This is a genomic window from Anaerosporobacter sp., assembly GCF_965301125.1.
Window position 1 is genome coordinate 1 of record NZ_CBDLAM010000207.1, and the last position, 5951, is coordinate 5951.

Annotated in this window: 10 protein-coding genes; all 10 read left to right on the top strand. The window is 34.0% G+C overall.

Annotated elements, in window-relative coordinates; translation table 11 throughout:
• Positions 1 to 297: 297 nt before the first annotated feature.
• The 10 genes from ACW2QF_RS16745 (at position 298) to ACW2QF_RS16790 (ending at position 5650) form a co-directional block, all read left to right on the top strand.
• The gene (locus ACW2QF_RS16745) at positions 298 to 534 is read left to right on the top strand and encodes a hypothetical protein (RefSeq protein WP_455717155.1); all 237 of its coding nucleotides are present in this window, start codon (positions 298 to 300) and stop codon (positions 532 to 534) included.
• The gene (locus ACW2QF_RS16750; protein WP_455717156.1) at positions 488 to 739 is read left to right on the top strand and encodes a hypothetical protein; all 252 of its coding nucleotides are present in this window, start codon (positions 488 to 490) and stop codon (positions 737 to 739) included. The genes ACW2QF_RS16745 and ACW2QF_RS16750 overlap by 47 nt, the downstream gene beginning before the upstream one ends.
• Positions 740 to 960: 221 nt before the next feature.
• Positions 961 to 1455, top strand: a complete 495-nt coding sequence (locus tag ACW2QF_RS16755) for a hypothetical protein (protein WP_455717157.1) — start codon at positions 961 to 963, stop codon at positions 1453 to 1455.
• Entirely contained in the window at positions 1452 to 1592 is a 141-nt protein-coding gene (locus ACW2QF_RS16760; RefSeq protein ID WP_455717158.1) for a hypothetical protein, read from the top strand. Before ACW2QF_RS16755 ends, ACW2QF_RS16760 begins: the two co-directional genes overlap by 4 nt.
• A 680-nt stretch (positions 1593 to 2272) precedes the next feature.
• On the top strand, positions 2273 to 2989 hold the full coding sequence (locus ACW2QF_RS16765; protein WP_455717159.1) for a hypothetical protein: 717 nt from the start codon (positions 2273 to 2275) through the stop codon (positions 2987 to 2989).
• A gap of 12 nt (positions 2990 to 3001) precedes the next feature.
• Positions 3002 to 3133: a hypothetical protein gene (locus tag ACW2QF_RS16770; RefSeq protein WP_455717160.1), complete on the top strand. Its 132-nt coding sequence runs from the start codon at positions 3002 to 3004 to the stop codon at positions 3131 to 3133.
• A 59-nt stretch (positions 3134 to 3192) separates the two neighbouring features.
• Positions 3193 to 4068, top strand: coding sequence for a sigma-70 family RNA polymerase sigma factor (locus ACW2QF_RS16775; RefSeq protein WP_455717161.1), 876 nt, complete (start codon positions 3193 to 3195; stop codon positions 4066 to 4068).
• Between the two features lie 44 nt (positions 4069 to 4112).
• Entirely contained in the window at positions 4113 to 4376 is a 264-nt protein-coding gene (locus ACW2QF_RS16780; RefSeq protein WP_455717162.1) for a cold-shock protein, read from the top strand.
• A gap of 18 nt (positions 4377 to 4394) precedes the next feature.
• Positions 4395 to 4979, top strand: coding sequence for an HK97 family phage prohead protease (locus ACW2QF_RS16785; protein ID WP_455717163.1), 585 nt, complete (start codon positions 4395 to 4397; stop codon positions 4977 to 4979).
• A 143-nt stretch (positions 4980 to 5122) separates the two neighbouring features.
• Positions 5123 to 5650, top strand: coding sequence for a hypothetical protein (locus tag ACW2QF_RS16790; RefSeq protein ID WP_455717164.1), 528 nt, complete (start codon positions 5123 to 5125; stop codon positions 5648 to 5650).
• Positions 5651 to 5951 lie beyond the last annotated feature (301 nt).

Below are 5951 nucleotides of genomic sequence, written 5' to 3' on the forward strand. Positions count from 1 at the left end.
TAATTGATGACAGCCTTTAATTGATAATTGATTTTATAAAAAATTTAGAAACAAAGGTTATTCAGTGATAAAAAGTACTGGAAAGCGTTATTTTACTGGTATTAAATTTAAGGATACAGAGTTTGAAAAGACTACTGAATCTCCTTATTAGAGCAGAAAGGGCACTTTTTTTTAAAACCTATACATAGAGAGAAAATAGTATATATATGGGGGTTTTATATATATAAATGAGTATAAGAAAAAAACTGCTTTTTCTGCCCTATGAACAAATTTTACATTGAAAGAAGGTCTAAAATAATGAATGATATATATCTGGAAAGAATTGCAATTTCACTAGAAGGTATTAATACTAAGTTTGAAGAATTTGTTGATTTATATTGCGTTGAGCATAATTTAAAAACGGCTAATAACTATAGAAAAAACAATATGACATTCTCTGAACATGTCAAACAAAGAATTAAAGAATGTGAAGAAAGGAGTAATACAATTGAGAAAGAACAACAATCACACGCTACGGATCATGTCGCAGAATAAGAACTTCATTACAAGTCTTGGTAGAGAGTGTTGGATATCTAGTTGTGTAAATAAAGGAGTACCAGAGTATAGAATAATGCATAATGGATATATAGATCCTTGCCTTGGTATGTATTACAGCTATAAACGTGCAGAAGAAATATTGAACAAAATATTTGAGTGTATCAAGAATAATAAGGAATCTTATGAGATGCCATTGGAATAGGCAATAGAAAAGCCATTACAAGAGCTGCAACTCTGCAATGGCAAGTAACCCATAAACCATCAAGTCTAGGTATGGTCTCATTATATCATTATACCTGGACGAATACAAGAAAGGAATTGTATGGATATTTTAACAGCAATAGTATTCTTTATACTGGGAGTGCTATTCACAGTAAACACGCTACCAGATAATAATAGTATGATGGATAAGGAGAGATAAGTATGTATAAGATGATCAATGAGGAATTAAGAATAGCAAGTTGTAAATTGGGTGATTTAACAATGGAGCAGACACAAAGTATCCTTGCACAGTTTAAAGGTGATGTATTAAGCACATTAACTGGTTTCTATACGAGGGGTGATGATTTGTTTGTGATTAATAGTGAAAACTCTGATTATGACTTTTATTTACTAACGGCGGAGAGTTATCTAAGTGCAAATGATGAAGAGCGAGCAGCGATAAAGAAAAAGATACTTAGCCAAGGGATAAAAGAGTTCTTAAGTTTGCTTGATATTACAGTGAATTATAGAAAGACATTACAGCTAAAGCTTATGACTGGTAATATGCCAACAGAAGATTACATCAATGCAATACCAATACTAAGAGATCTTAATATTATGAGAAATAGTGATTTTAAAGAAATGAATGCATTCATGTATGGTTACATAATGGGGAAGCGTGCTGAACGTGCCAGAAGAAAGAAGGTACAGGCGTGAGTGCAAAGATAAAAATATCATATGAACATGATCAGGAGTTACAGGAACTAATAAAGCTCTTACGCCCTAAGATTAAGCGTTATAAGAAAGAGGACAAGAGAGGAAAGTATAATAGGGTGTATATTGAGGTGAAGTAGAAGCAAAGGTGATATATCTGGTAAGAGGTAGGTCGCTATTGATATATACCGCTATGAAAAATACTAAACACAATTTTGCATTTAGTTATAACGGCAACTATTTGGTTGTGGTTGAATGGCTGATTTTTAGCGAAGTCCAAATTGGAGCGACCATAAAATCATGGGCGATAACGAGCACCAAATGGCGACCGTAAAATTATGGTGACCTAATATTATTAGTGACCACGAAATTGGAGTGGCTAAATTAGACATACCTTCAGGAATACAAATTAACAGCTCAATTATATTCATTTTTAATACTCTAACTAGTGTTTTATACTAAAAAAATGACATATAGAAATAGCGTAATCCCTTATAAATGCTGTGATTTTAAGCGCATACCCCTATTGACTATGTGTTTTATAACTGATATAATAAACTTACAAGCAAATATTGAAAAGTACCCCAGTAGTGATACTGGAAGTCATAATAGACGCGGGAACAGATAGAGCCATTTAGAAGTAACTAGGTGGTTGTATTTGGACCCGCGTTTTTATTTGCTTGTCAAACAGATGTTGTCATTCCCTTTCTTCCATAATGCTCTTCCCTGGGCATGGATTGAAACTGCCCCATTGTTCTAAGAAAGTGAATGATAGTATCAAGAACAATGTAAATCAGAGTAAAGGAAGGAATGATAAGTCATGTTTGAAACAACACAAGAACAAAAAGACAAGTACCTAAACAAAATGAGAGGTATTAGAACGAACGTAACCGAAATGGCACCTAAGATTAATAGTATTCTAGTAGCCTATGGTGCAGAGTTCTACAGAAAAACTAAAGGTGAGTATACAGATAGCTACTTTAGTCAGATAAGGGAAAAAGCCGAAGAGGATATTAGGATTACGGCCAGAGATAAGTTCACAGAGGTTATTGATTCACTTAACCAGGAGAAAGAGAACTACAATGATCAGTGCTTTGAGAAGAAAACAACAACGGATCCAACCGAGCTAAACTTTGTGGGTAAGGAATTGGAACTAATGGATAGAGAAGAGCTAAAAGAATTTTTTGAACTGAACTTCTTGGACAAGAACATGGTTCGCTTATTTGATATTGAGATTAAGAGACGTAGTAAGTCTAATGATACAATGGCTCAAAGTGAAGTTGCCATGTTGCAGGCCTATAAGAATGAATTTGCTATTAATGATATAGTAATCCAAAAATATGAGCAATGTATCAAGGAAATGATAGGTGCTAGATCAGTATCTAGCAGCACAATATTTTTTCCAGAGTATGATGAATATGATAAGATGTCAGCTCGATCGGTAACGATAGCTGAATTGTTTAACTTCATACATGCTAAGAGTGCCTGGGGGATTCCAAACAAAGCTGACGTTAATATCTTAGGATTAGTTAAGTAGGAGGAAACACACATGGAACAAGTAGTTGAGTACATTAATGATAGAATAGAGCAGTTAAGAAAATTCAATGGTAAGGAAACCAGGGAAGAAAAAGAGCTGCTAAAGGTATTAGAGGTTATTGATAACCTACCAAAAGAAGATTAATTGTTAATGGCCTGCCTCGTGTTATACGCTGCAGGCTCATTTTATAAGGAGTGATGGCGGTGTCAAATGAAGAACTAGTTGAACAAATCCGTAAGGGAATCAATATACCCGATAACATGGGGCAGCTTTACGAACAGAATAAAGGAATGATCTGCAAGATAGCAAGAAAGTACGCTTCACGAGTTGATATAGAGGATTTAATGCAGGAAGCATATTTCGGTCTGTATGAAGCCGTCAAGCACTATGAGAGTGCTTCAGAAGTAAAATTCATTACTTACGCAATATATTGGATAATGCAGTCCATACAACGATATGTTGAAAATAACTCTTCCCCAATCCGAATACCAGTTCATACACAACTGTTGTATGCCAAATACAATAAAGTGGTTAAAAGCTTCGAAGAAAAACATAAGCGTAATCCAACAGATCAGGAAGCTAGTCGGTTACTTGAAACGAGTATTACGGTTATTCATTCTATGAGGAAAGCATTGTATGAAGTGGGTAACATGGATAGCCTGGATCAGTCCATTGGTGGCGAGAATGATGATATTCTTCTTTCTGATTCTGTAATTGGTTTAAATGGGATTGAAAATGATATACTTGACCGAATAATCGAAAAGGACAAAAAAGGCTCTCTATGGGGTATTGTAGAAGAGAATACAAATGAACTGGAGAACAAGGTTATAGTTAGTCGGTATAGAAAGGATCTAACGCTTGAAGCTACTGGCAAAGAGATTGGAGTATCTAGGGAACGTGTTAGGCAGATAGAGAGCACAGCACTTAAAAAGCTTAGAACATCAAGGGTAAAGCGTGCACTATCAGAACGATATGAAATTGCATTACAAGTAGCTTACAGAGGAAGTATTAATAGTTTTCGTAACACATGGACTAGTGCTACAGAACAGGCAGCGTTAAAGCTTTACGATTTAATTTAATATGTATATAAAAATCAAGACAAAAAAGAAAGAGAGAAAAAAGAATGAAAGAAAAAAGAATGAAAGAAACTAAACAAGGAACGATAGTTACACTACAGAAAGAAAAGCATTATGGATTTATTAAGCCAGACGAAGCAGGTCAAAGAAGTTGTGAAAATATATTTTTCCACTTTGAAAATATGGTTGAGGGGCAGGATCTAAATTCATTGTCGGTAGGAGACGTGGTTGAGTACTTTGAGGAAGAGGTACAAAAAGGTAAACAGGCTTGTGAAGTAGTAGTAATGTTTCATATTGACTTTGTGGAATAAGTGAAGGGAAATAATAGTATGCAGATAGAAATTAGAAGTGACAGTGTGTTAATCAGAGGATATGTGAATTCTACGGATAGAGACAGTAAAAAAATGAAATCAAAGAAAGGTGATGAATTTGTAGAACAGGTCAGAAGTGGAACTTGGCAGAAAGCTATTGATAGTAATGATAATATAGCCGTTTTGTTTAACCATGATTGGAATAAGGAATTAGGATCAACAAAGGATAATCTAATACTGAGAGAGGATAACATAGGCCTTTATGCTGAGATAAAGACAAGTAATCAAGAAGTAGTAGAAAAAGCCAAAAGAAATTTACTTTCAGGATGGAGCTTTGGCTTTATTAAAATTAAAGAATCATGGGGAAAGACAGATGATAATGTTGCTAGAAGGTATCTTGATGAAATCAGACTTAGAGAAGTATCTATTTTAGATGATACAAAAACACCTGCGTATTATGGAACATTGGTCGAAGTCAGAGAGAATAACCAAGGAAGTATCGAGCAGAGATTTGTCCAGGATAAGGTTGAAAAAGTATGGGTTAATAAAAATGATGATCTTGAAACGAGACTGAGACTAATGAGGTTAGAACTTGAAATATAGACACCCGGGGGGAGGGGTAAAAAATATATGCATTGACCCAACACCGAATGCACCCTCTCAGTCGTAAATTTCCCCAGTTTCAAAAGTTTTAGAGAATCTTGGATATATAAAACTAAAAAAAGTTAAAGAAGAGGAGAAAAGATATGGGAAAACAATTAACAGCTACAGAGGAATTTTTAACAAAGGATAATCAAAAGGCTAGTAATGTATATTTAATTGAATTAAAAAAAATAGAAAGTTTCAAAAAACAGATTTCAATTAAAAAAGCAAGTGCAATCAAAGAGATAGAAAGATTGACACATGAGTTAGCAGAATTAAATAGGCAGTATATGTTTGAGACTGATAATGTAAAACTTGCAGAAATAGCGACCGGAAAGAAAAATATTAGATTAGAAATTGAAGATTGGAAGGATATCACAGAAACAGATTATAAACCTATTTTAAGTAAAATGATCAAAGATGCTGAGAAATATAAAGTAGATGCTGATAAGGAATGGGCAAAGTTTAAGGATTTATTGTCAAAGAGATGTGAAGAGTATGTTAAGGAGAGAGAAGCATTTGAGGATGCTATGATAGAGAAATTTAATGAAATAAATAGGACAGAGGGTTCACATGCATTTAAACAGGTACTCGAAACACATAGCAGCCTTATGAGAGAATTAGAAAGATAATTTATTAATAGAGAGGTGCATTACGCATTGAGGTATACCTCTCTATGTTTTAGATAGATCGGAGGATTTATAGATTAAAAACAAATTAGAAACAAACAAAAAGGCACAAGCTATTAAGCAAGTGCCGAAACTACCCAGTAGTCCCTGGTTTTATAAATGAGCTGGTACTAAATTGATAGTAATGAAATTAACAACCATTTAGAAATACACAAACTTGTTTTAATATAGATAGTATCTGTGAGTATTGTACGTGTTAAGGAAAAGTAGGGGATAAGTAGTAAATATATCAATTGAACATACC